The organism is Modestobacter sp. SYSU DS0875 (genome assembly GCF_054050915.1).
This window is the reverse complement of the sequence record NZ_JBJHAH010000009.1, coordinates 1-20,786: the sequence shown is the minus strand read 5'-3', so window position 1 is coordinate 20,786 and position 20,786 is coordinate 1. Positions and strand designations below refer to the sequence as shown.

At 74.8% G+C, this 20,786-nt stretch carries 24 protein-coding genes; 16 read left to right on the top strand and 8 right to left on the bottom strand.

What is annotated here, in order from left to right; genetic code table 11:
* Positions 1–226 precede the first annotated feature (226 nt).
* The 5 genes from ACI79Y_RS07125 to ACI79Y_RS07105 are packed head-to-tail and all read left to right on the top strand — an operon-like array spanning position 227 to position 4,860.
* Positions 227–1,531 (top strand): PTS transporter subunit EIIC, encoded by a 1,305-nt coding sequence (locus ACI79Y_RS07125; protein WP_457157803.1) that lies wholly within the window; start codon positions 227–229, stop codon positions 1,529–1,531.
* 23 nt (positions 1,532–1,554) lie between these two features.
* Positions 1,555–2,709 carry an N-acetylglucosamine-6-phosphate deacetylase gene (locus ACI79Y_RS07120; RefSeq protein ID WP_457157802.1) on the top strand — a complete coding sequence of 385 codons (1,155 nt, stop codon included), beginning with the start codon at positions 1,555–1,557 and terminating at the stop codon, positions 2,707–2,709.
* A 3-nt stretch (positions 2,710–2,712) separates the two neighbouring features.
* The gene (gene nagB, locus ACI79Y_RS07115) at positions 2,713–3,510 is read left to right on the top strand and encodes a glucosamine-6-phosphate deaminase (RefSeq protein WP_457157801.1); all 798 of its coding nucleotides are present in this window, start codon (positions 2,713–2,715) and stop codon (positions 3,508–3,510) included.
* A 22-nt stretch (positions 3,511–3,532) separates the two neighbouring features.
* Entirely contained in the window at positions 3,533–4,303 is a 771-nt protein-coding gene (locus tag ACI79Y_RS07110) for a GntR family transcriptional regulator (RefSeq protein ID WP_457157800.1), read from the top strand.
* Positions 4,300–4,860 (top strand): GNAT family N-acetyltransferase, encoded by a 561-nt coding sequence (locus tag ACI79Y_RS07105; RefSeq protein WP_457157799.1) that lies wholly within the window; start codon positions 4,300–4,302, stop codon positions 4,858–4,860. Before ACI79Y_RS07110 ends, ACI79Y_RS07105 begins: the two co-directional genes overlap by 4 nt.
* Here ACI79Y_RS07105 and ACI79Y_RS07100 read toward each other — a convergent pair.
* On the bottom strand, positions 4,844–5,287 hold the full coding sequence (locus tag ACI79Y_RS07100) for a rhodanese-like domain-containing protein (RefSeq protein ID WP_457157798.1): 444 nt from the start codon (positions 5,285–5,287) through the stop codon (positions 4,844–4,846). The two genes, ACI79Y_RS07105 and ACI79Y_RS07100, sit on opposite strands and share 17 nt — an antisense overlap.
* A 131-nt stretch (positions 5,288–5,418) precedes the next feature.
* Between ACI79Y_RS07100 and ACI79Y_RS07095 the strand changes: the two genes are divergently transcribed.
* From ACI79Y_RS07095 to ACI79Y_RS07085, 3 genes are all read left to right on the top strand, one after another.
* Positions 5,419–6,045 carry a GntR family transcriptional regulator gene (locus ACI79Y_RS07095; protein WP_457157797.1) on the top strand — a complete coding sequence of 209 codons (627 nt, stop codon included), beginning with the start codon at positions 5,419–5,421 and terminating at the stop codon, positions 6,043–6,045.
* Positions 6,042–7,055 carry a 1-aminocyclopropane-1-carboxylate deaminase gene (locus ACI79Y_RS07090; RefSeq protein ID WP_457157796.1) on the top strand — a complete coding sequence of 338 codons (1,014 nt, stop codon included), beginning with the start codon at positions 6,042–6,044 and terminating at the stop codon, positions 7,053–7,055. Before ACI79Y_RS07095 ends, ACI79Y_RS07090 begins: the two co-directional genes overlap by 4 nt.
* Before the next feature lie 84 nt (positions 7,056–7,139).
* Complete coding sequence (locus ACI79Y_RS07085) at positions 7,140–8,084, top strand: UDP-glucuronic acid decarboxylase family protein (RefSeq protein ID WP_457157795.1); 945 nt, start codon at positions 7,140–7,142, stop codon at positions 8,082–8,084.
* Positions 8,085–8,133: 49 nt separating this feature from the next.
* Here the strand turns inward: ACI79Y_RS07085 and ACI79Y_RS07080 are convergent, their stop codons facing one another.
* From ACI79Y_RS07080 to ACI79Y_RS07065, 4 genes are all read right to left on the bottom strand, one after another.
* Complete coding sequence (locus ACI79Y_RS07080) at positions 8,134–8,862, bottom strand: alpha/beta hydrolase (RefSeq protein WP_457157794.1); 729 nt, start codon at positions 8,860–8,862, stop codon at positions 8,134–8,136.
* Between the two features lie 73 nt (positions 8,863–8,935).
* Positions 8,936–9,139: a hypothetical protein gene (locus ACI79Y_RS07075; RefSeq protein ID WP_457083207.1), complete on the bottom strand. Its 204-nt coding sequence runs from the start codon at positions 9,137–9,139 to the stop codon at positions 8,936–8,938.
* A 44-nt stretch (positions 9,140–9,183) separates the two neighbouring features.
* Entirely contained in the window at positions 9,184–10,119 is a 936-nt protein-coding gene (locus ACI79Y_RS07070) for an NADP-dependent oxidoreductase (protein ID WP_457157793.1), read from the bottom strand.
* A gap of 5 nt (positions 10,120–10,124) precedes the next feature.
* Positions 10,125–10,415: an SCO4225 family membrane protein gene (locus tag ACI79Y_RS07065; protein ID WP_457157792.1), complete on the bottom strand. Its 291-nt coding sequence runs from the start codon at positions 10,413–10,415 to the stop codon at positions 10,125–10,127.
* 169 nt (positions 10,416–10,584) lie between these two features.
* Between ACI79Y_RS07065 and msrA the strand changes: the two genes are divergently transcribed.
* On the top strand, positions 10,585–11,238 hold the full coding sequence (msrA, locus tag ACI79Y_RS07060) for a peptide-methionine (S)-S-oxide reductase MsrA (protein WP_457157791.1): 654 nt from the start codon (positions 10,585–10,587) through the stop codon (positions 11,236–11,238).
* 149 nt (positions 11,239–11,387) lie between these two features.
* Here the strand turns inward: msrA and ACI79Y_RS07055 are convergent, their stop codons facing one another.
* Entirely contained in the window at positions 11,388–12,980 is a 1,593-nt protein-coding gene (locus ACI79Y_RS07055; protein WP_457157790.1) for a methyl-accepting chemotaxis protein, read from the bottom strand.
* A gap of 150 nt (positions 12,981–13,130) precedes the next feature.
* Between ACI79Y_RS07055 and ACI79Y_RS07050 the strand changes: the two genes are divergently transcribed.
* Positions 13,131–14,252 (top strand): class I SAM-dependent methyltransferase, encoded by a 1,122-nt coding sequence (locus ACI79Y_RS07050; protein ID WP_457157789.1) that lies wholly within the window; start codon positions 13,131–13,133, stop codon positions 14,250–14,252.
* Here the strand turns inward: ACI79Y_RS07050 and ACI79Y_RS07045 are convergent.
* Positions 14,249–14,740, bottom strand: a complete 492-nt coding sequence (locus ACI79Y_RS07045) for a phosphoribosyltransferase (protein ID WP_457157788.1) — start codon at positions 14,738–14,740, stop codon at positions 14,249–14,251. The two genes, ACI79Y_RS07050 and ACI79Y_RS07045, sit on opposite strands and share 4 nt — an antisense overlap.
* Positions 14,741–14,981: 241 nt before the next feature.
* On the opposite strand from ACI79Y_RS07045, the gene ACI79Y_RS07040 reads away from it, so the two are divergent.
* The 4 genes from ACI79Y_RS07040 to ACI79Y_RS07025 all read left to right on the top strand — a co-directional run bounded on the left by ACI79Y_RS07040 (position 14,982) and on the right by ACI79Y_RS07025 (position 19,307).
* Positions 14,982–16,565 carry a cache domain-containing protein gene (locus tag ACI79Y_RS07040; RefSeq protein ID WP_457157787.1) on the top strand — a complete coding sequence of 528 codons (1,584 nt, stop codon included), beginning with the start codon at positions 14,982–14,984 and terminating at the stop codon, positions 16,563–16,565.
* A gap of 310 nt (positions 16,566–16,875) precedes the next feature.
* Positions 16,876–17,796 (top strand): anti-sigma factor RsbA family regulatory protein, encoded by a 921-nt coding sequence (locus ACI79Y_RS07035; RefSeq protein ID WP_457157786.1) that lies wholly within the window; start codon positions 16,876–16,878, stop codon positions 17,794–17,796.
* Between the two features lie 69 nt (positions 17,797–17,865).
* Entirely contained in the window at positions 17,866–18,729 is an 864-nt protein-coding gene (locus tag ACI79Y_RS07030) for an SDR family oxidoreductase (protein WP_457157785.1), read from the top strand.
* A complete protein-coding gene (locus ACI79Y_RS07025; protein WP_457157784.1) occupies positions 18,726–19,307 on the top strand; it encodes a MarR family winged helix-turn-helix transcriptional regulator in 582 nt (193 codons plus the stop codon). The genes ACI79Y_RS07030 and ACI79Y_RS07025 overlap by 4 nt, the downstream gene beginning before the upstream one ends.
* A gap of 63 nt (positions 19,308–19,370) precedes the next feature.
* Here the strand turns inward: ACI79Y_RS07025 and ACI79Y_RS07020 are convergent, their stop codons facing one another.
* Entirely contained in the window at positions 19,371–19,853 is a 483-nt protein-coding gene (locus ACI79Y_RS07020; RefSeq protein WP_457157783.1) for an STAS domain-containing protein, read from the bottom strand.
* Positions 19,854–19,903: 50 nt separating this feature from the next.
* Between ACI79Y_RS07020 and ACI79Y_RS07015 the strand changes: the two genes are divergently transcribed.
* Positions 19,904–20,407, top strand: a complete 504-nt coding sequence (locus ACI79Y_RS07015) for a DnaJ family domain-containing protein (protein WP_457157782.1) — start codon at positions 19,904–19,906, stop codon at positions 20,405–20,407.
* Between the two features lie 26 nt (positions 20,408–20,433).
* Positions 20,434–20,643: a hypothetical protein gene (locus ACI79Y_RS07010; RefSeq protein ID WP_457157781.1), complete on the top strand. Its 210-nt coding sequence runs from the start codon at positions 20,434–20,436 to the stop codon at positions 20,641–20,643.
* Positions 20,644–20,786: the final 143 nt, after the last annotated feature.

Below are 20,786 nucleotides of genomic sequence, written 5' to 3'. Positions count from 1 at the left end.
GTGTGCTCCTCCCCGCGGCTCGGAGCCGCGTCGGTGCCGGGTCCGGAGCGCTCAGCCAAGCGGCCGGGACCCGGTGGCGTCCAGGGTGTTGACAGGTGTCCGCGGACCCGGCCATCCTCCCCGGTCAACTGGTCATGACCGGACGGTACCGGTAGGACGGCGCCGGAGGGAATGGCCGGTGAACGCACCCGCCGCCGTCCGCCGCCCCCTCCCCGGGAGACCACCCATGAGCTTCCTGACCGCCCCACCCACCGGCGTCCGCGGGCTCGGTGGCCTGCAACGCCTGGGTCGCAGCCTCATGCTGCCCATCGCCGCCCTGCCGGCGGCCGGCATCCTGCTGCGGCTCGGGCAGGAGGACATGCTCGGCCGGTTCAGCGCGCTGGAGACGGTCGCCGCGGTGCTGGCCGCGGCCGGCGGAGCGCTGTTCGACAACCTGCCGCTGATCTTCGCCGTCGGCATCGCGATCGGCTGGGCGAAGAAGGCCGACGGGTCGACCGCGCTGGCCGCCGTCGTCGGTTACCTGGTGCTGACCAACGTCTTCGAGGCGCTCAGCCCGATCGTGCTGGGCGAACCGGCGGAGGGCGAGACGCAGGAGTTGATCAGCTTCGGCGTGCTCGGCGGCATCGTCGTCGGCCTGCTGACCGCCGTGCTCTGGCAGCGGTTCTACCGCATCAAGCTGCCCACCTACCTGGGCTTCTTCGGTGGCCGCCGGTTCGTCCCGATCATCACCGCGTTCACCATGACGATCGTCGCCTGCCTGATGTCGCTGGTCTACGGCGTGTTCGACACCGCGCTGACCAACCTCGGTGAGGCCGTCGACGGCAACACCGTGGTCGGCGGTGGGATCTTCGGCCTGGTCAACCGACTGCTGCTGCCGCTGGGCCTGCACCACATCCTGAACTCCGTGGTCTGGTTCGTGGTCGGCGACTACGAGACCGCCGCCGGCGACGTCGTCCACGGCGACATCAACCGGTTCTTCGCCGGCGACCCCTCGGCCGGCACCTTCATGACCGGCTTCTTCCCGATCATGATGTTCGCGCTGCCGGCCGCGGCGATGGCCATCTGGCACGAGGCCCGCCCGGAGCAGCGCAAGGTCGTCGGCGGGATCATGGTCTCCACCGCGCTCACCGCGTTCCTCACCGGGATCACCGAGCCGCTGGAGTTCTCCTTCCTCTTCGTCGCGTGGCCGCTCTACGTCGTGCACGCGGTGCTCACCGGCACCTCGCTCGCGCTGACCAACGCGCTCGGCATCCACGACGGCTTCTTCTTCTCCGCCGGGTTCTTCGACTACGTGCTGAACTTCGGCCAGGCCACCAACGCCATCTGGCTCATCCCGATCGGGCTGGCCTACGCGGCGGTCTACTACGTGCTGTTCCGCTTCGTCATCCGCAAGTGGAACCTCAGGACACCCGGCCGCGAGGAGGAGACCGCCGACGTCGAGCCCACGCCCGACACCCCGGTCGAGGCGGGGGCGGCCACCGCGCCGCCGCAGGTCGCCGGCGCCGCCCTCGAGGAGCGTCCGCCATCCTGAGCACCGACGTCCCGGCCGGCCCCGTGCTGCGGGGCCGGCTGGTCACCGGCGGCCCGGTCGTCGAGGACGGCGTCGTCGCCGTCACCGGGGACCGGGTCGCCTTCGCCGGTCCGGCGGGGGAGTGGGACGGGGCGCTGCCCCCACCTGCGCCGGACCGGCTGCTGCTGCCCGGCCTGGTCGACGTGCACTGCCACGGCGCCGCTGGGCACGGCTTCCCGGACGGCGACCCCGCCGGTGCGCTGGCCGCGACGGCGCACCACCGCGCGCACGGGACGACGACGCAGCTGGCCAGCCTGGTCTCCGCCCCGCTGGACGTGCTGCGCGACCGGCTGACCACCCTCGCCCCGCTGGTCGCCGCCGGGGAGCTGGCCGGGGTGCACCTGGAGGGGCCGTTCCTGTCCGCCGCCCGCTGCGGCGCCCAGGACCCCGCGGCGCTGGTACCCGGTGACCCGGCCGCGCTGCACGAGCTGCTGGCGGGCAGTCCCGGCACGGTCGTCTCGATGACGCTGGCCCCCGAGACCGCGCACGCCGCGGAGCTGGTCGCCGTCCTGCGTGAGCACGGCGTGCTGCCGAGCTTCGGCCACACCGACGCCGACGCGGCCACCGTCACCGCCGCCGTCCGGGGTGCAGCGGCCTCCGGCCGCGTCTCGGCGACCCACCTGTTCAACGGGATGCCGCCGCTGCTGTCCCGCGCCCCCGGCCCGGTCGGCGCGTGCCTGGCCGCCGCCGCGCGGGGTGAGCTGGTGCTGGAGGTGATCGCCGACGGCGTGCACCTGGCCCCGGAGACGGTGGCCATGCTCTTCGACCTCGTCGGCCCGGACGCGATCGCGCTGGTCACCGACGCGATGGCCGCGGCCGGGATGGCCGACGGCAGCTACCACCTGGGCCCCCTGCCCGTGCAGGTGCGCGGAGGTGTGGCCCGGCTGGCGGGGGAGTCCGGCGCGATCGCCGGCGGCACGGCGCGGCTGGTGGACGTCGTCCGGCGCACCGTGGCCGCCGGCGTTCCCCTGGCCGACGCCGTCCGTTCCGCCGCCGTCACCCCGGCCCGGCTGCTGGGCCGCGACGATGGGGGCGAGCTGGTCGCCGGCCGGCGTGCTGACGTGCTGGTCGCCGACCTGGACCTGACCCCCATCGCCGTCCTGCGGGCCGGTGCGTGGGTGACCCGAGAGGAGCGCTGAGGCGTGGAGGTCGTCCTGCTGCCCACCCCCGAGGGCTGCGGCCGGGTGGTGGCCGACGCCGTCGCCGGGTCGGTGCTCGCGGCGCTGGCCCGTGGCGGGCCGGTCGTGCTGGGGCTGGCGACCGGCTCCTCGCCGCTGCTGGCCTACCGGGAGCTGCTGCGGCGGCACGCCGAGGAGGGGCTGGACCTCACCGGGGTGCAGGCGTTCCTGCTCGACGAGTACGTCGGCCTCCCCGCCGGCCACCCGGAGTCCTACCGGGAGGTGATCCGCCGGGAGCTCACCGACGACCTGGGGCTGGACCCGGCGGTCGTGCACGGCCCGGACGGCGCCGCCGACGACCCGGTGCAGGCGGCCCGCGACTACGAGGCGCGGCTGAAGGCGGCCGGGCCGGTGGCGGTGCAGCTGCTGGGCATCGGTGCCAACGGGCACCTCGGCTTCAACGAGCCCGGGTCCTCGCTGGCCAGCCGCACCCGGCTGAAGACGCTCACCGAGCAGACCCGGCGGGACAACGCCCGGTTCTTCGGCGGCGACGTCGACGCGGTGCCCCGGCACGTGATCACCCAGGGGCTGGGCACCGTGCTGGAGGCCGAGCACCTGGTGCTGGTGGCCACCGGGGAGGCGAAGGCGGCCGCGGTCGCCGCGGCGGTCGAGGGCCCGGTGTCCGCGTCGTGCCCGGCGTCGGTGCTCCAGCTGCACCCGCACGTGACGTTCGTCGTCGACGAGGCGGCCGGGGCCCGGTTGGGCCGGGCGGACTACTACCGGTACGTGCTGGGCAACAAGCTGCCACAGCAGGGCTGGTGAGCGGGCTGGGAGCATCGCGGTCGTGACGGACCTGACCACCGACGGCCGCGCCGCCGAGGGCCGCGCCACCGACGGCCGCATCACCGACGGGGTCGTCCCCAAGCACGAGCAGCTGCGTGCCCGGCTCACCGAGCTCGTCGCCCGGCTGCCGGCCGGGGCGCCGCTGCCCGGCGAGCGGCAGCTGTGCATCGAGCACGGCGTCAGCCGGATCACCGTGCGCGAGGCGATCGGCCAGCTGGTCAGCGAGGGCGTGCTGCTGCGGGTGCGCGGCAAGGGCACCTTCGTCGCCGAGCGGACGGCGCGCTCGCGGCTGCACCTGGCGTCCTTCCACGAGGACATGCGCCGGCTCGGCCTGCACCCCGGCACCGCGGTGCTGGAGCTGGTGCGGGCCGTGCCGCCACCGGCGACCCGCCGGGCGCTGGAGCTGGCGCCGGGGGAGCCCGCCTGGCACCTGCGCCGGCTGCGGCTGGCCGACGAGCAGCCGATGTCGATCGACGACGCGTGGTACGCCGCCGCGCTCGCTCCGGACCTGCACGCCCAGGACCTGACCGGCTCGGTCTACACCCTGCTGGCCGAGCACTACGGCTGCACGATCGACAGTGCCGAGCAGACGGTGCGGGCCGCCGAGGCCGACCGGGGGGACGCGGTGCTGCTCGGGCTGCCGGTGGGACGCCCGGTGCTGGTGTTCGACCGGGTCTCCTACAGCGCCGGGCGGCCGGTCGAGCACGCGCTGTCGACCTACCGCGGCGACCGGTACGAGGTGGCGATGACCGTCGAGCTGGGCGCTGGGTGAGCGACGCGGAGCCGTGCACCCTCGCCGTCGGCGAGCTGGTGCTGCGGCCGTGGCGCACCGAGGACGCGGGGGCGGTGTGGGCGCTCGCGGCCGACCCGGCGTTGCGGCGGTGGAACGCGCGTGGTTTCGGCTCACCGGAGGAGGTGCGCGAGATGGTCGCCCGGCTGGCCGACTGGAGCGGCGGGAACCGGGCGTCCTGGGCGGTGACCGACGCCGGCGGGGCGCTGCTGGGCTCGGTGTCGCTGCACTCGATCGACCGGGTGCGCGGCGATGCGCAGCTGGGCTACTGGATCGCGCCGGTCGCCCGGGGCCGGGGCGTGGCGGCGCGCGCGGCCGACGCGGTCTGCCGCTGGGCGTTCGCCGCCGACATCGACCGGGTGGAGCTCTACCACGCGGTGGAGAACCAGGCCTCGGGCCGGGTGGCGGCCAAGGCCGGGTTCACCCGCGAGGGGCGTCTCCGTCGGTCCTACCGCTACGGGGACGGCGTCAAGCACGACGAGTTCCTCTGGTCGCGCCTGTCCGACGACCCGCCGCCCGCGCTCAGCAGCCGCAGCTGATCCCGGCCGGTGCGGTGAGCGGGTCGACGTCGGGGCGGGTGAGGCCTGCTGCGGTCTCCACCGGCAGGCCCTCGCGGGCCCAGTACTCGAAGCCGCCGATCATCTCCCGCACCCGGAAGCCGAGCGTCGCCAGCGTCAGCGCGGCCCGGGTGGCGCCGTTGCAACCCGGACCCCAGCAGTAGGTGACCACCGGGACGCCCGCGTCGAGCTCGGCGGCGCGCGCGGTGATCTCCCGGCCGGGCAGGTGCAGCGCTCCGGGCACGTGCCCCTGCGCCCACGCCTCGGCGCTCCGGCTGTCCAGCAGGACGAAGCCCGGATCGCCGGACTCGAGCGCCGCGTGCACGTCGGAGACGTCGGTCTCCACGGCCAGCCGGTGGGCGAAGTGGGCGGCGGCGTCCGCGGGCGGGGTGGACCAGTCGAGCGTCATGGCATCGAGGGTGGCCCGGTGCGGGACGGCCGACGAGGGGCAGGACGGACAGGAATCGCAGCGATCAGGTCTTGACGGGCGCGTGGCTGACATCTGAGATGTCAGTTGTGCCGATCCGTCCCGTCCCGCGCGTGCTGCTGCGTGACCAGGCCGCCCAGCTGATCCGCGCGGCGATCGTCAGCGGCGAGCTGGCGCCGGGCGCCGTCGTCAAGGACGCCGAGCTCGCCTCCCGGCTCGGGCTGTCGGTCGCCCCGGTGCGCACGGCCCTGGCCCGGCTCGCCGACGAAGGGCTGGTCGAGGCCAAGCCGCAGAGCCACACCCGGGTCACCCCGCTGGACCCCGGGCAGGTGCGGGACGCCGCCGTCGTCGTCCGGGCGATGCACGAGCTCGCCACCGGGGAGGCCGCCGGCCGCACGACGGCCGAGGACGTCGCCGCGATGCGCGCGGCCAACAGCCGCTTCGCCGCGGCGGTGGCCGCCGGCGACCTCCCCGCCGCGCTGGCCGCCGACGACGAGCTGCACCAGGTGCTGCTGACCCGCTGCGGCAACGGCGCGGTGCAGGCGACGGTCGACCGGTTCACCCCGGCGGTCCGGCGGCTGGAGCGGCAGCGGTTCGCCGCGGCCCACGGCCGGGAGTCGGTGGCCCTGCACGACCACCTGATCGCCGCCTGCGCGGCCGGGGACGTCGCCGACGCCGTCGCCACCACCACCGAGATCTGGACGGCGCTGCTGTCGGAACTGGAGACCCCCCCGTGTTGAGTGACTTCCCCCGCTTCCCGCTGCTCTTCGGCTCTTCGCCGGTGCACCGGCTGGACCGGCTGACCGAGCACCTGGGCGGCGCCGCCGTCTGGGCGAAGCGCGAGGACGTGAACTCCGGCATCGCCTTCGGGGGCAACAAGACCCGCAAGCTGGAGTACCTGGTCGCCGATGCGCTGGCGCAGGGCTGCGACACCCTGGTGTCGATCGGCGGGGTGCAGAGCAACCACACCCGGCAGGTGGCCGCGGTCGCCGCCCGGGTCGGCCTGCAGTGCGTGCTGGTGCAGGAGAGCTGGGTCGACTGGCCGGACGCCGTCTACGACAAGGTCGGCAACATCCTCATCAGCCGGCTGGCGGGGGCGGACGTGCGGCTGGTCAGGGCCGGGTTCGGCATCGGGTTCAAGGAGAGTTGGGAGGCGGCGCTCGCCGAGATCGAGGCGCGCGGCGGGAAGCCGTACCCGATCCCGGCCGGGGCCTCGGACCACCCGCTGGGTGGCCTCGGGTTCGCCAACTGGGCGCACGAGGTGGCCGCCCAGGAGGCCGAGCTCGGGGTCTTCTTCGACACCGTCGTCGTCTGCTCGGTGACCGGGTCGACCCAGGCCGGCATGGTGGCCGGCTTCGCCCGGCTGGAGGAGGCCGGTGCCCGGCCGCGCCGGGTGCTCGGGATCGACGCCTCGGCGAAGCCGGCCGAGACCCGGGACCAGGTCCTGCGCATCGCCCAGCGGACGGCCCGGGCCATCGGCGTGCAACGCGAGCTGGCCCTCGGCGACGTCGAGCTCGACGAGCGGTACCACGCGGGCACCTACGGCATCCCGGACGCCGCGACGATCGCCGCGATGGAGGTGGCCGCGCGCACCGAGGGCATGGTCACCGACCCGGTGTACGAGGGGAAGTCGATGGCCGCGACCATCGACCTCGTCGGCCGCGGCGAGATCGACCGGTCGTCGACCGTCCTCTACGCGCACCTCGGCGGGCAGCCGGCGCTCAACGGCTACAGCGCCCTGTTCGGCTGAGCCCCGGGACCGGCGTGGGAGCATCTCGCAGGCCCTGCGTGATCACGCGCCGGGGGCTGGAGCGGGTGGACTGGAGGACGTCACGTGCCGCAGAGCAAGCGGGTCATGGTCACCGGGGGAGCCGGCTTCATCGGGTCGCACCTGTGCGACCGGCTGATCGACCTGGGCCACGACGTGCTGTGCGTCGACAACTTCTACTCCTCGACGAAGGCCAACGTGGCCCACCTGCTCGGGCACCCCCGCTTCGAGCTGATGCGCCACGACGTCACCTTCCCGCTGTACGTCGAGGTCGACGAGATCTACCACCTGGCCTGCCCCGCCTCCCCGATCCACTACCAGCGCGACCCGGTGCAGACGACCAAGACGGCCGTGCACGGCTCGATCAACGCGCTGGGCCTGGCGAAGCGGACGGGGGCACGCATCCTGCTCACCTCGACGTCGGAGGTCTACGGCGACCCCGAGGTGCACCCGCAGACCGAGGACTACTGGGGCCGGGTCAACCCGATCGGCCCGCGGGCCTGCTACGACGAGGGCAAGCGGGCCGCGGAGACCCTCTTCTTCGACTACTGGCGCCAGCACGGGCTCGACATCAAGGTGGTCCGGCTGTTCAACACCTACGGCCCGCGGATGCACCCGCAGGACGGCCGGGTGGTCTCGAACTTCGTGGTGTCCGCGCTGGCCGGCGAGCCGCTGACCGTCTACGGGGACGGGTCGCAGACCCGGTCGTTCTGCTACGTCGACGACATCATCGAGGGGCTGCTGGCGATGATGGACAGCCCGCGCGAGGTCACCGGGCCGATCAACCTCGGCAACCCCGGCGAGTTCACCATCCGGGAGCTGGCCGACCTGGTCGTGGAGCTGAGCGGCTCCACCTCGACGCTGGACCGCCGGCCGCTGCCGGTCGACGACCCGACCCGGCGCCAGCCGGACATCACCCGGGCCCGGGAGTCGCTGGGCTGGGCGCCGACGGTGGAGCTGCGCGAGGGCCTGGAGCGCACGATCGAGCACTTCCGCGCCGGCCTGGGCTGATCCGGCGCGGCGAACGACCGCGTGGACTCGCCTCCGCCCCCTTCCCGGCTCAGAGCGGGACGGCGAGGCCCTCGGGGCTGGGCCGCTCCAGCGCGGTGGCGACGTCGGGCCGCATCGGCTCCAGCCCGCTGCCGGCCAGGACGACGTCCCGGGCGAGGGCGTGCCAGCGGTGCGCGCGGCGGATCATCGCGTGCCCGCCGGGGACGGTGAACCGGGCCACCCGGGCGCCGGCGCGGCGGGCCCGGACGGCGAAGTCCGCGGAGAGCCTCGCGGGCACCCAGCGGTCGCCGCTGCCGTGCGCGATGACCACCGTCTGCTCGCGCAGGTGCATGACCGGCTCACCGGGCGGGGTCCACGGGGCCAGCGCGCAGACGGCGGTGACCGAGGGCTCGCCGCCGGCGCGGAGCACGGCGCGGCCGCCCATGGAGTGGCCGACCAGGACGATCGGCACGTCGGTGCCGTGCTGCTCGCGGAGCTGCCCGATGGCCCAGCGGACGTCCTGGAGGGCGTCGGCGGCCTCGCCGTTCCAGCCGGCGACCCGGTAGCGCAGCAGGGCGGTGCCGATGCCGCGCTCGGCGGCACTGCGGTGCACGAACTCCTCGAACGCCCGCATCCGGACCAGGCTCAGCGCGCGCTCGCGGGGCGGCTCCACGCTGCTCACCGTGCCGCCGTGGCAGAACAGCGCGATGCCGGAGGTCTCGCCGGCCGCCGGCCGCTGCTCCAGCGCCGGGGAGCCCGGGTCGGGTCGGTGGGCGTCGGGCGTGGCGGAGGCGTCCATGTCCCCAGTCTCGCTGTCGTCCTCGGCGTCGTCTGGTGCTCGGCGTCGTCTGGTGCTCGGCGTCGTCTGGTGCTCAGCGTCGGCGGCGCTTCCCGCCCAGCTTGGTGCGCGCCCGCTCGCCGAGGTCACCGGCCTTGAGCAGCCCGTTGCTGACGGCGTTCGGGCCGTTGCGCCGCTGCAGGGCCTCGCCCAGGCCACGGAGCACCTTGGTGGCCAGCGGGGCGAGGACGGTCAGGATGACCCACATGCGGAACCGGCGGGTGAGGAAGAGCCACATGCCCTCGACCCTGCCCGGTTCGCGGCGGTGTCAACCGGCCGGACTCACCGGATGCGCAGCACCCGCTTGCCGGTGACGTGCCGGGTGGCCAGGTCGCGGTAGGCCCGCACGACGTCGTCCAACGGGTAGGTGTCGGTGATCGGCACGATCACGTCGCCGGCGGCCACCAGCTCGGCCAGCCGCCGCCAGATGGCCGGCTCGTCGGCCTGCTCCTGGGCCTGGGACCGGACCCCGTAGCGCTGGACGGCCCGGCCGTCGGCCGTGGTGTTCACCCGCGACGGCGCCACGCCCAGCGCCATCGCGACGTCGACGTTGCCCGACCCGAAGGTGTCCACGAACGCGTCGACGCCCTCCGGGGCGAGCGCCCGCAGCCGGTCGGCCAGCCCGTCCCCGTACCGCACCGGCTCGACGCCGATCGAGCGCAGGAAGTCGGCGTTGCCGTCGCTCGCGGTGCCGATGACCCGGGCGCCGCGCAGCCGGACCAGCTGGGCGGCGACGACGCCCACACCGCCGGCCGCCGCGGAGACGACGACCGTCTCCCCGGCCCTCGGGCGCACCGCCTCGACCGCCGCCCACGCCGTCGCTCCCGCGCCGGCGATCGAGGCCGCCGTCTCCCAGGCCAGGTCGGCCGGCTTGGCCGCCAGGCGGTCGGCGCCGACCACCACGAACTCCGCCTGCGCGCGCCGGGGCGAGAAGCCGAGCACCTCGTCGCCGAGGGCGAGCCCGGTCACCCCCTCGCCCACCTCGGCGACCGTTCCGGCGAAGTCGTTGCCCTGGCCCTCGGGGAAGGTCGCCGGCCACATCGCGGCGAAGACGCCCTCCCGGATGCCGATCTCCCCCGGGTTGAGTGCCGCGGCGACGACCGCGACCACCACCTGGCCGGGGCCGGCGGAGGGACGGGGCACGTCCACGACCTCCAGCACCTCCGGACCCCCGTACCGGCTGAACCGCACCGCCCTGGCCGTGCCGATCGACTCCATGCCCATCAACCCCGGGCCGGACGGCCGGCGCGACGGACGCGCAGGCGCGTCAGCAGCCACCAGGTGCCCACCGCCTGGAGCAGCCCCACGACGGTGAAGGTGAGCAGTGAGCCCAGCTCGCCCGGCAGGAGCAGCAAGAGCAGCGACCCGGGCAGCGTGAGGGCGAGCAGCCAGATCCCCGCGAAGCTCGCGTCCTCCGCACCGGATGCGGTCACCTGTACCCACGCCGCGGTGGCCAGCACCGCCACCGCGTACGCGCCGGCCACCCACACCGGCCAGTCTCGGCGTCCGTTCATCTCTCGACCTCCTGCCGGGCCTGTCCTGGCCCACCGTGCGGCGGTCGGGGATCCGGCCGCCGTGGCGCCGGGAGAAGGCCGGGCCGACCGTGATCATTCCCGATCGGCCCGGCTCTCGGTGCAGGTCAGCAGCTGGGTCGGTGTTGCACCACCGACCTACAGTGGGGGCATGTTCTTCTCCCGCGCCAAGACCCAGCCGGTCACCGCGGAGGACGCCCTGACCGGCCGTTCCGAGCCGCTCCCCGGCATCCCCGAGGTGCACGCGGTCAACGGCAACCGCATCCAGCCGCCCTTCCCCGAGGGCATGCAGACCGCCGTCTTCGGCGCCGGCTGCTTCTGGGGCGTCGAGAAGGTCTTCTGGGAGACCCCCGGTGTGTACTCCACCGCCGCGGGCTACGCCGGCGGGTACACCCCGAACCCGACCTACGACGAGGTCTGCTCGGCGCGCACCGGGCACACCGAGGCCGTGCTGGTCGTCTTCGACCCGGCGGTCATCTCCTACGACCGCCTGCTGAAGGAGTTCTGGGAGGAGCACGACCCCACCCAGGGCATGCGGCAGGGCAACGACATCGGCACCCAGTACCGCTCGGCGATCTACACCCAGGGCCCGGAGCAGGAGGCGGCCGCCAAGGTCAGCCGCGACGTCTTCCAGGAGCGGCTCACCGCCGCCGGTTACGGCCAGATCACCACCGAGATCGCGCCGCTGGGCGAGTTCTTCTACGCCGAGGCCTACCACCAGCAGTACCTGTACAAGGTGCCGAACGGCTACTGCCCGGTGAACTCCACCGGCGTGAGCTGCCCGGTCGGCCTGCCCGGCGTCTGAAAGAGGGCCCCGTCCCCCTCACCCCTCGCAAGCTCGGGGCGAGCCTCTGGACGGGGCCTGACGGCCTGACCCTCGCCCCCACCGCTCGCAGGCTCGCGTCGGGGTCCTGCGAGGGGGCTGCTGACGGCGGGCCCGGTACCGGCCCGCCGTCAGTAGGTGAACCGGCCGACCGTGCCGCGCAGGCCGGCCGCCATCCCGGACAGCTCGGCCACCGCCGTCGTCGTCTGGGTCAGCGCCTGCGTCGTCGAGTCCGCCGCCTGGGAGACGCCGGTGATGTTCGCGGCGATCTCGTTCGACCCACCGGCCGCCTCGGTGACCGACCGGGCCATCTCCGCGGTGGTCGCGGTCTGCTCCTCCACCGCGCTGGCGATCGTCGTCTGGTGGTCGCTGATCTGGCCGATGACGCCGCTGATCCGGTCGATGACCGCGACGGCACCGGAGGAGTCGGCCTGGATCGCCTCGACCCGGCGGACGATCTCCTCGGTCGCCCGTGCGGTCTGCTCGGCCAGCTCCTTGACCTCCCCGGCCACGACGGCGAAGCCCTTGCCGGCCTCGCCGGCCCGGGCGGCTTCGATGGTGGCGTTGAGCGCCAGCAGGTTGGTCTGCTCGGCGATGGACGTGATCAGCTTGACGACGGTGGTCACCTCGCGGCTCGACTCACCGAGAGCGGTGACGGTCGCGGTCGCCTCCTGCGCCTGGGCCACCGCCTGGGCGGCGACGCCGGCCGCGGCGTTGGCGCTCAGCGAAATCTCCCGGATCGAGGCCCCCATCTCCTCCGCGCCGGCGGAGACGGTGCTGACGCTGCGGGACACCTCCTCGGCGGCCGAGCTCACCACCAGCGACTGGGTGCTCGCCTCCTCCGCGGCGGCGGCGATCTGGGTGGTGGACGCCGACAGCTCCTCCGCCGCGGCGGCCACCGCGTCCGCGGACCCGACCACCTCGCCCATGACCGCGCGCATCGACCCGGTGGCCTCGTCCAGCGCCGCGCTCATCCGGCCCAGCTCGTCCTTGCTGGTCAGCCCGGTGCTGCGGGTCAGGTCGCCCTGCGCCAGCCCCTCGGCCACGTACTGCACCGACCGGATGCCGCGGGTGATCACCGAGGCGACCAGCAGGCCGATGCCCACCGCGACCGCCAGCCCCACACCGAGCACGACGAGGGCGATGGTGCGGTGGTGCTCGTAGGACGCCCGGGCGTTGGCCGCCGCGGCCGCCGCCTCCCGGGTGTCGATGGCGCGCAGCTCGTCGAGGTCCTCGATCACCTCGGTGAGCAGCGGCTCGACGTCCTCGGCGCCCGGGGGCACCGCGGTGGTCACGCCCGCCGATGCGGCGGGCATGAGGACGGTGCTGGTGAGGGTGTCGATCTGGGCGAGGTCGTCGGTCGCCTCGGCGACCAGGTCGTGCTCGTGCCCGGACGGGTGCTTCGCCGCGTAGTCGCGCACCTGCGCCTGGTAGTCGGCGATCAGCGTGTGCACGTCGGACAGGGGTGGGGCGTGGGTGTCGACGGCGGTCGCCGCGCCGATCGCCAGCCGGATCTGCTCGACGTCGTCGATCATCAGGCCGATCTCCTCGATGCTGAGGACGTTGTCGACGTAGATCGCCTCGCTGGTCGCCGCGGAGTCGGCGAGCGCGGTCAGGCCGAGGCCGCCGATCACGGCGGCCACGACGCCGGCGGCGGCCGTGGAGGCGAGGACCTTGATCCGTACGGGGCGGTCGGCGAACCACTGGGCACCGAGCAGGGGCATGAGGATCTCCGGGGGTGCGGTCGCCGCCCGTGGGTCCACGCGCGGCAGAACGCACATCGGCACCTCCGGCTCCTTTCCGGAACGAGATCACCCGATCAGGCGTACGGGGCGGTGCCGTCGGCCCCGGGCGGGCCCGGCAGAGTGGGCGGCATGGACCCGGCCGAACTCTTCGCCCAGCTGCGCCGGGACCCCGACGTGGACGCCCCCGACCTGGTCGCCGTCGACGCCACCGACCGGCTGCTGCTCGACGAGGCCGCGGCCGACCTCCGCCGGCATCCCGAGGGCGTCGCGATCATCGACGACGCGTACGGGGCGCTGACCCTGGGCGCCGTCGCGCTGCACGGGGTGACCAGGCCGCGGGTGCACCAGGACGCGCTGGTCGGTGAGCTCGCGCTGGCGCGCAACGCCGAGTGGGTCGGGCTGACCGGCTCCCACGACACGTTGCCCCTCGGGCCCGAGCTGGTGCGCGGCACCCGGGTGGTGCTGGCCCGGGCGCCGAAGAGCCTGCACGCGCTGCGGGAGCTCGCCGAGGTGGTCGCCGCGGACGCCGACCCCGACGTCACGCTCTACGTCGGCGCCCGGGTCAAGCACATGACCCACGCGATGAACGACGTCCTGGGGCTGGCCTTCGGTGAGGTGTCCGCGACGCTGGCGCGGCAGAAGTCGCGCGTGCTGGTGGCCCGCGGCCCCCGGCCGGTCGAGTCCACCTTCCCCCGGTGCCGGGAGGACGACGAGCTGGCCCTCACCGTGTGCGCGCACGGCGCCGCCTTCGCCGGCGCCAAGGTCGACCGCGGCACCCGCGCCCTGCTCCGGGTGTTGACGGACGCCGTCCCGGAGGCACGGGTGGCGCTGGACCTGGGCTGCGGCACCGGCGTGCTGGCCGCGCAGCTGGCCCGGTCGCGGCCCGGGCTGTCGGTGCTCGCGTCGGACCAGTCGGCCGCCGCCTGCGCGTCGGCGACGGCCACGGCGGCCGCCAACGAGCTCGCCGATCGCATCGACGTCCGCCGGGACGACGCCGCGGGGAGCCTGCCCGACGCGAGCGTGGACCTGGTGGTGTGCAACCCGCCGTTCCACCTGGGCACGACGGTCGCCGAGACCGCCGCCGAGCGACTGTTCGCCGGCGCCGCCCGGGTGTTGCGACCCGGCGGGGAGCTGTGGTGCGTGTTCAACTCGCACCTGCCGTACCGCCCGGCCCTCCAGCGGCTCGTCGGCCCCACCCGTCAGGTGACCCGCGACCCCACGTTCACCGTCACGGCCAGCACCCGCCGCTAGTGCCCGGCGCCGCCACGGGAGACGACCGGCGGCAGCGTCGACCAGGGGAAGTCGATCCAGGCGTCGGTCCGCTTCCAGACGTAGTCGCAGGTCACCAGCGACCGGGGCTTCTCGTACACGACCGCCGTCCGGACGGCGGAGACGTGCCCGGCGCAGAACTCCTGGACCAGCTCGAGGGTCTTTCCGGTGTCGGCGACGTCGTCGGCGATCAGCACCCGGGCGCCCGTCAGGTCGACGACGTCGAGGGTCGGCGGGAGCACCACCGGCAGCTCCAGCCGCTCGTCGACGCCGGTGTAGAACTCCACGTTCATCACGAAGAGGTTCTTCACGTCCAGCGCGTAGCCCAGCGCGCCGCCGAGGAAGAGGCCGCCGCGGGCGATGGACAGGATGATGTCGGGCTCGAAGCCGTCGTCGGCGACCTGCTGGGCGAGCTCCCGGGCCGCCCGGCCGAAGTCCTCGTAGGTCAGCGTCTCGCGCTGGTCGCTCACCCGGCCATGGTGCCAGCCGGGTCGGGGCGCACCGCAAGCCGGGCGCGGGTCCGCTGTCGTGCCGGAACTGCGGCGAGGCGCTGACCCGCGGTCGTACGGTGCACCACCGGGTCGCCCGCCGTAGAGACGGAGATCACAGCTCGGCTTGATTCCGTCCGGCGCCGGTCGAGACCGTCGGTGAGGCGGGCCCACCGGGCCGGCCGCAGCGAGCGCGCGGGTGCGCCGAGGACGGGAGCGGGACATGGGTGCACGCCTGCGTGCGGTGCGGGTCAGCACACGGCTGTGGGCGCTGGTCGTGGTGACGGTGGTCGGCATGGCCACCATCGCGGTGATCGGCGCGCTGCAGGTGCGGACGACGATCGAGGACGAGCAGCGCAACAAGGCGCAGGCCGCCGTGGAGTCGGTGCTCGGCGTGCTCGCCCACTTCGGGGAGCAGGAGGCGTCGGGTGCGATGACCACCGCCGCCGCCCAGCAGGCAGCCGTCGACACGGTCCGCGGGCTCCGCTACTCCGGCGAGGAGTACTTCTGGGTGCAGGACGGCACGCCGGCGATGGTCATGCACCCGATCAAGCCGGAGCTGGACGGCACCGACCTCTCCGCCTCCGAGGACCCCACCGGCAAGAAGCTGTTCGTCGAGATGGCCGACGTCGTCGAGCGGGACGGCAGCGGGTTCGTCGAGTACCTGTGGCCCAAGCCGGGGGAGGAGAACCCGCAGCCGAAGATCTCCTACGTCGCCGGCTACGAGCGCTGGGGCTGGATCGTCGGGTCGGGCATCTACGTCGCCGACCTCAACGGCGCCTTCCGCGGCGAGCTGCTGCACATGGCGATGTGGTCCGCTCCGGTCCTGCTGGTCATCGCGCTGCTGTCCCTGCTGATCTCGCGCAGCATCACCAGCCCGCTGCGCCGGATGACCGACGTGCTGGCCACCGGCGACCTGGCGCGGCGGCTGGACTGCGGTGACGGGCGCAACGAGCTCGACCAGCTCTCCGAGGCGCTCAACACCACCCTGGGTCGGGTCGCCGAGGTCGTCACCGAGGTGGGCAACGCCTCGACCCGCCTGGAGGAGTCTGCCCACACGCTGTCGGAGACCGGCGAGGGCATCGCCGGCGCCGCCACCCGGTCGACCGGCCAGGCCGAGAGCGTCACCGTCGCCGCCAGGGAGGTCAGCACGGCGATCGACGCCGTCGCCGCCGGAGCCGAGGAGATGGGCGCCTCGATCCGCGAGATCGCGCACAACGCCGCCGAGGCCGCACGGGTGGCCGGCGAGGCGGTGCAGGCGGCGGAGAGCGCCAACGGCACGGTGACCAAGCTCGGCGACAGCTCCAAGGAGATCGGCGACGTGGTCAAGGTCATCACCTCGATCGCGGAGCAGACCAACCTGCTGGCGCTGAACGCCACGATCGAGGCGGCGCGGGCCGGGGACGCGGGCAAGGGGTTCGCGGTGGTGGCCAACGAGGTGAAGGAGCTGGCGCAGGAGACGGCGCGGGCGACGGAGGACATCGCGCGGCGGGTGGAGGCGATCCAGGGCGACACCTCGGGTGCGGTGACCGCGATCGGCCGCATCGGCGAGGTCATCGCCGCGATCAACGACTACCAGACGACCATCGCCAGCGCGGTGGAGGAGCAGACCGCGACGACGAACGAGATGACCCGGGCGATCGGGGACGCCGCCCAGGGCGGCCGGGCGATCGCGGCCACCGTCGGCGACGTCGCGCGGGGCGCCCAGGAGACCTCTTCCGGCGTCGGCGGGATGCAGCTGGCCACGGAGGACCTGGTCCGGATGTCGCGGGAGCTGATGCGGTCGATCGACGGTTTCCGGAGCTGAGTCCCCGGCGGGGCGGCCCCGGGCGACACGCCGGTGACGTGCGCACCCTCCGTGACGGGGTTCGCCCCACCGCAGGTGGGGGCCGGGTCACCCCATCGTGGGGCTCCGGTTGCCGGGGGTGGTTGCCGAGAACTGGGGTGGGTGTTTGAGAATGCCACCAGTTCTGTGCCCGCAGTCCCCGCTCGTCCGGAGAGGTGTGATGACCACGATCGGCGGTCACCCCGTGCGCGCCCCGCAGCGTGCGCAGGTCGACCGTGGCGGTCCGGGCAGCGGTGCCCCCGGGAGGGGCCGCTCCGGGCAGGTCGGGCACATGGCCGTGGTGCTGCGGTCGGAGGAGGACCTGCTCGCCGCTGCCCTGCCGTGGCTGGACGCCGGGCTCGTCGCCGGTGACCTGGTCGTGCTGACCTGCCCGGACGAGACCGCCCAGCTGCTCGTCGACGAGCTGGGTGGCGCCGGGGCGGCCGTGGTCCGCGAGCCGAGGGTCTCCCTGCGCGGCGCGCGGGGCCCCGATGCGATCACCACCACCCGGCGCCTGCTCGACCGCGCCGCCGGCGCCGGCTCCGGCCGGCTGCGGGTGTTCGGTCATCCGGAGTTCGGCTCCGCCCCGCGCGACTGGCGGGAGGCCCAGCGCTACGAGTCGGCGGTCAACGAGCTGCTGGCCGGCACCCGGATGTCGGCGCTGTGCCCCTACGACGAGCGGGCGCTGCCGGCCGCGGCGGTCGACAGCGCCCGGGCCACCCACCCGTTCCTGCTGGTCGACGGCGTCCCGACCGCCAACCCCGACTACCGGCCGCCGGCCAGCTACCTGGCCGAGCTCCCGCTGCCCCGCGAGCCGATGGAGGCCGGGCTCCCGGTCTTCGCCGTCGACGGCGCCCCCACGCTGGCCGGGCTGCGGCACCAGCTGGCCGAGGTGCTGGCCCGGTACGTCCCCGACCGGAACCGCTGCGAGGACATGCACCTGGCGGTGAGCGAGATCGCCGCGAACGCCTTCCGACACGGCACGCCGCCGGTGTCCGCCCGGGTGTGGGCCGAGCCCGGCTGGGTGGTCTGCACCATCGCCGACCGCGGCACCGGCTACGCCGACCCGCTGGCCGGGTTCATGCCCGCCCACGGCGACGACCTCTCCCAGGGCGGCATGGGGTTGTGGCTGGCCCGCAAGCTGTGGGAGCACGTCGACCTGATCGGCGGACCGCACGGGCTCACGGTGCGACTGAGCGCGCCCACCCGCTGAACCCCACCCCGTCGGGTGCGCGCCCGTGGTGAACCGGACGGGACGGTCTCTCAGACCTAAGGTGTCGGTGTGATCGTGGTGACCGCCGCCGGCGGACGGACCGGGACCGCGGTGGTCCGTGCTCTCCGGGAGCGGGGCGAGGCGGTGCGCGCCGTGGTGTCCCGCCCAGGGCCCCGCCCGGAGCTGACCGACCTGGGCGCCGAGGTGGTGCGGGCCGAGCTGACCCAGCCGCTGGCCTGGTCGAAGGTGCTCGCCGGCGCCGACGCGATGTACCTGATCTGGCCGAACTTCGACCCCGACGAGGCGGAGGGGGCGCCCGCGCTGTTCCGCGAGGCGCGCCGCGCGGGCCTGTCCCGGCTCGTCTACCACTCGGTCCTCCGCCCCCAGCTGCGGGTGATGCCGCACCACGCGGCCAAGGACCTCGCCGAGGAGGCGCTCGACGCCAGCGGACTCGCCTCCTGGCGGGTGCTGCAGCCCTGCGCCTACGCCGACAACCTCGACGACGAGCTGCCGGAGGTGGTCGCCCGGGGCGAGCTGCGCAGCCTGTGGGGCGTGCGGACGGCGCAGTCGCTGGTCGACGTGCGCGACGTCGCCGAGGCCGCCGCCGTGCTGCTCACCGAGGACGGCCTGGACGGCGGCACCTTCGAGGCGGCCGGGCCCGAGCCGCTCACCGCCCCCCGGATCGCCGAACTGGTCAGCGCCCGGGTGGGCCGGGAGATCGTCGCCGAGGACGTCGTCCCCGGCGGGGAGGTGCCCACGGCCTACGCCGCCCGCTGCCGGCGCACCATGTTCGACCACTACCGGGCGCACGGGTTCACCGGCAGCCCGCGGGTGCTCACCGACCTGCTGGGCCGCCCGCCGCGCAGCTACGCCGAGCACCTCGCCGACCTCGACCTGCCGGTCGAGGTCCTCCCGGACGACGAGCCGGCATGACCGCGGCGGAGCGGGCCACGCCGGACGTGCGCGTGCCCGACGTGCGCGTGCCCGACGTGCCCGACGGCGACGCGATGGACGTGATCCTCGCCCAGTGGGCCCGCGAGCGGCCCGACCTGGACTGCTCGCCGATGGGCGTCATCGGCCGGGTGACCCAGCTGCAGCGGGAGGTGTTCCTCGCCCAGCGGGCCACGTTCGCCCGGCACGGCCTGGACGCGCCGTCCTTCGACGTGCTGGCCGCCCTGCGCCGGGCCGGGGCGCCCTACCAGCTCACCCCGACCGCGCTCATGCGCACCGCGCTGGTCACCTCCGGGGCGATCACCCAGCGGCTGGACCGGCTGGAGGAGAAGGGGCTGATCACCCGCGGGCGCAGTGAGGCCGACGGGCGCGCCGTCGTCGTCACCCTGACCGAGGCCGGCCGGACGGCGCTGGACGGCGCCCTGCCCGACCACCTGGAGACCGAGCGGGGCATGTTGGCCGGGCTGACGGCCGAGGAGATCGACCAGCTGGCCGGGCTGCTGCGCCGCTGGCTGGTCTCGCTGGGACGCGTGCCGGGAGCGACGCCCGACGCCAGTTGATGAAGGACCCCGTCCCCCTCACGCCTCGCACGCTCGGCGCGAGCCTCTGGACGGGGCCGCCGGTCAGCGGTGGTCGGTGCCGGGCGGCATGCCCTCGTGCACCGTCGGCGGGGAACCCTCGCGGCGGTCGATGATCGTGAACCGGCGCCAGAGGCCGGACACCTGCAGCGGCCGGGCCACCGTGCCGGAGTCGACCACCAGGGGCATCTCGATGCCGCGGGGCTCGGCCAGCCGCTCCAGCTGGACCAGGATCGACATGCCGGCGGAGTTCATGAAGGTGACGTCGCAGAGCTCCAGCTCGACGCGGTTCAGCGACGGCGAGTTCAGCATCAGGTCGGTCATCGCGCGCACCAGGGGGCGGCGACTCTCCTCGGTGAGCTCGCCGGCGACCCGGATCTGCGCGGTCGTCTCGTCCGGCTGGGCGGTGGTGACCTGCACACCCTCGCCGGTCAGCTCGGCGGTGCGGGGGCTGTCGGGGCTCGGGGCAGCGGTGCCGGGAGCGGTTTCGTCCATGTCCCGGCTGTGCCCGGCCACCCGCCGCTTCATGCCCGTGGAGCCTCGTATCGTCGGAGGTTAGCGGGAGCGGAGGGGGCGGAGTGACCGAGCGGAAGCCCGAGGGGATGTCCTTCGACACCTGGGTGGAGCGGCAGATCGACCGCGCGCGGGCCGACGGCGCCTTCGACGACCTCGGCCCGGCCGGCAAGCCGCTGCCCCGCCGCGACCGCGAGGAGACCGCCTACGACTGGGCGCTCGCCTGGGCCCGCCGGGAGGACGGCGACGCCGGGACGCTGGTCGCCGGGATGCTGCCGACCGGGTTCACGCTGCGCAAGGAGCGGGAGCAGCTGCCCGCCCTGGTGGCCCGCCAGACCTCGGAGGCGGCGGCCCGCGCGGTCGTCGAGGCGCACAACGCCCGGGTCGACCAGTACTACCGCCGCCCGGTCGAGGGCGTGTGGGTGCCGGTCGGCATGGCCGACGTCGAGGCCGAGCTGGCCCGCTGGCGGGCCGCCCGGCCCGCGCAGCCGGCCGTTCCCGAGCCGCAACCGGTCGCCGTGACCCGCCGGCGGTGGTGGTGGCGGGTTCGCCGCCCCGCTGCCGGGTAGGGGCGGGGCCCCGACAGGAGGTCACCATGAGCGAGACAGCAGGCGACGACGTCCCGGGCACCGACCGGGACCAGGCGCGCGAGAACGTCCTCCACGAGACCCCGCTCGTCCCCGAGTCCGTCGAGGACAGCGGCGACGACCCGCGCAGCACGACCGACCCGGTCAACCGCGGCGACGCGGGCCAGGACGGTGAGGGCGTCAAGCCCCCGGCCGGCGACACCGACCTGGGAGCCTGAGCACCGGGTCCGTCCGCGGTCGTGGGGGGGGGGGGGGGGGGGGGGGGGGGGGGGGGGGGGGGGGGGGGGGGGGGGGGGGGGGGGGGGGGGGGGGGGGGGGGGGGGGGGGGGGGGGGGGGGGGGGGGGGGGGGGGGGGGGGGGG